Origin of the sequence: Novosphingobium guangzhouense (assembly GCF_002896965.1) — a bacterium.
Lineage (GTDB): Bacteria > Pseudomonadota > Alphaproteobacteria > Sphingomonadales > Sphingomonadaceae > Novosphingobium > Novosphingobium guangzhouense.
In genome coordinates this window covers 1-3255 of record NZ_LYMM01000101.1, presented here as the reverse complement: position 1 = coordinate 3255, position 3255 = coordinate 1, and the positions used below count along the sequence as shown (strand labels likewise).

The window sequence follows — 3255 nt, the reverse complement described above, 5'->3', positions numbered from 1 at the left end:
AGTGGCGAGGCCGGTCCTACAAGGTCGTGGCCGGCGACGGGCCGGAGCGCATCCATGGCGAATGGTGGCGGCGCAATGCCGAAGTCTGGGCTGTGCGCGACTACTACCGGGTCGAGGACGAGGAGGGCGGGCGCTACTGGGTGTTCCGCCGCGGCGACGGCGTTGCCGGCGAAACCGGCGATCTCTCGTGGTGGATGCACGGGGTCTTCGCATGACCGCCTATATCGAACTCCAGGTGCTCACGCACTTCTCGTTCCTGCGCGGCGCCTCGAGTCCGGATGAACTGTTCTCGGTCGCGGCAAAGCTCGGCTATCCGGCGATCGGCATCGCTGATCTGGGCAGTGTCGCAGGCGTGGTGCGCGCCTGGGAGGCCGAGAAGGCCACGGGCGTGCGATTGATCGCCGGAACACGGGTCGATTTCTCGTGTGGTAGGCGCTTGTTGCTCTATCCGACAGACCGGCCGGCCTGGTCGCGGATCACGCGCCTCCTCACTATCGGCAAGCGGCGGGCCGGGAAGGGGGCCTGCCTCTTGCACTGGCACGAACTCAAAGCCTGGTCCGAGGGCGTGATCGCCATTCTCCTGCCGCACGAGGCCGACGCCGAGAACGCTGCGGCACTGGCCGATCTGCGTGCCGTCTATGGACGATGCGCGCACATGGCGCTGTTCCAGCGCCGCCGGCCCGACGACGCAGTGCGCATCGACGCACTGGCGCGTCAGGCGAGGGATGCGGGCGTACGCGCCGTCGTCACCGGCGACGTGCTCTACCATGCGCCCGATGCCCGGCTGCGGCAGGATGTGGTGACCGCGATCCGGCACAACTGCCGGGTCGATGACCTTGGCTATTGCCGCGAGGTCAATGCCGACCGCGCGCTCAAGTCTACAGAGGAAATGCAGCGGCGCTTTGTTGCCTATCCCGATGCCCTGCGCGCCAGCGTGGATATCGCCGAGGCCTGCACCTTCTCGCTCAGCGATCTCACCTACCACTACCCGCAGGAAAAGGTGATCGAAGGGCTGACCGCACAGCAGGCGCTGGAAACAATGGCGCACGAGGCGCTCGACGCGATGTTCGAGGGTAATCCGCCGCAGGACTACCGCGACCAGATCGCCCATGAGCTGAAACTCATCGCCGAGCTGAACTACGCGCCTTACTTTCTTACCGTCCATTCGATCGTCGCCGAGGCGCGGCGCCGCGGCATCCTGTGCCAGGGGCGTGGATCGGCGGCGAACTCCTGCGTCTGCTTCGTGCTCGGCGTCACCTCGATCGATCCGATCAAGCACGAGCTGCTGTTCGAGCGCTTCGTCTCGGGCGAGCGGCGCGAGCCGCCCGACATCGACGTCGATTTCGAGCACGAACGGCGCGAGGAGATCATCCAGTGGATTTTCGAGACCTACGGGCGCGACCGGGCGGCACTGACCGCGGTTATCACCCGCTTCCGCGCGCGCGGCGCGGTGCGCGATGTCGGCAAGGCCATGGGCCTGCCCGAAGATTTGACCTCGTCGCTGGCAGGATTGGTCTGGGGCTGGTCAGCCGAAGGCGTCGGTGAGAAGCAGGCCGAGGAACTCAATCTGGACATGTCCGACCGACGGCTTCGCCTGACGCTCGATCTCGCGCGCCAGCTGATCGGCGTGCCGCGCCAGTCCAGCCAGCATCCCGGCGGCTTCGTGCTGACGCACGATCGCCTCGATGACCTCGTGCCCATCGAGCCGGCCGCCATGGCCGATCGCCAGATCATCGAGTGGGACAAGGACGACATCGATGCCCTCAAGATGATGAAGGTCGATGTGCTGGGCCTTGGCATGCTCGGCTGCATGAACCGGGCCTTCACGATGCTGGAGGAGAGCAAGGGCCTGAAGGTCGGGCTCGCTGACCTTCAGAGCGATGATCCGGACGTCTACGCCATGATCCAGAAGGCCGATACGCTGGGCACCTTTCAGATCGAGAGCCGGGCGCAGATGTCGATGCTGCCGCGCATGAAGCCGCGCCGTTTCTACGACCTGGTCATCCAGGTCGCGATCGTGCGTCCGGGCCCGATCCAGGGCGACATGGTCCATCCCTACCTGCGCCGCCGCGAAGGGCTGGAGAAGCCGGAGTATCCGCGGCCTGAACTGCGCGCCGTCCTCGAAAAAACGCTGGGCGTACCGCTCTTCCAGGAACAGGCGATGAAGGTCGCGATCGTCGGCGCCGGCTTCACCGCCGTCGAGGCCGACCAGTTGCGCCGCGCGATGGCGACCTTCAAGATGACCGGGGGCGTCTCGCACTTCTCGAAAAAGCTGATCGAGGGGATGGTCGGACGCGGCTATCCGCGCGACTTTGCCGAGCGCACCTTCCGCCAGCTCGAAGGCTTCGGTTCCTATGGCTTCCCGGAAAGCCACGCCGCGAGCTTCGCCAAGATCTCCTATGCCTCGAGCTGGATGAAGCACCATCATCCGGATGTCTTCTGCGCCGCGCTGATGAACGCGCAGCCGATGGGCTTCTATGCGCCAGCCCAGATCGTCGGCGACGCGCGCCAGCACGGCGTCGAGGTGCGGCCGGTCTGCATTAATGCGAGCCGCTGGGATTGCTCGCTCGAGCCGACACGGGGACGATACCATGCCGTTCGGCTCGGCTTCAGGCAGGTGCGCGGGCTCTCCAATGCCGATGGTGCCAGCATCGTCGGTGCGCGCGGGGCAATGCCGTTCGAATCCGTCGAGGATGCCTGGCGCCGTTCGGGCGTGCCGCGCGCTGCGATCGAGAAGCTGGCCGATGCCGATGCCTTCCGTGCCTTCGGATCCGACCGGCGGCAGGGGCTATGGAAGGTGAGGGGGCTTGGCGAAGCGCCCCTACCGCTTTTTGCTGCAGCGGATCGTGCAGCAAAAGCGATCAGCGCGGAAGGGATCGAACCTGACGTTGCTTTGCGCCCGCTGACTGATGGCCGCGAGGTGATCGAGGACTATCGTTCGCTGCAGCTGTCGCTGCGCGCGCATCCGCTGACCTTCGTGCGCAACGAATTGACCCGGCGCGGCGTCACGCGCTGCGCCGACCTCGCGAACATCCGCGATGGGCGCAAGGTCGAGGTGGCGGGGATCATCCTGGTGCGCCAGAAGCCCGGCTCGGCCAAGGGCGTGCTCTTCATCACCATCGAGGACGAGACCGGCATCGCCAACGGGATCCTGTGGCCCGATCGCTTCGAAGCCCAGCGCCGCACGGTGATGTCCGCATCGATGGTGGGGCTCAAGGGCCGGGTCCAGAAGGAGGGCGAGGTGATCCACGTCAT

The 3255-nt window shown here is 66.1% G+C and carries 1 protein-coding gene and 1 pseudogene; both read left to right on the top strand.

Annotated features, from left to right (window positions below):
* A pseudogene (locus A8V01_RS26915) lies at positions 1 to 215 on the top strand (DNA polymerase Y family protein); the annotation flags it as partial.
* Positions 212 to 3255 (top strand): error-prone DNA polymerase (locus A8V01_RS26910; protein ID WP_103099311.1); only part of this gene is annotated, 3044 nt, incomplete at its 3' end. The pseudogene A8V01_RS26915 and the gene A8V01_RS26910, both read left to right, overlap by 4 nt.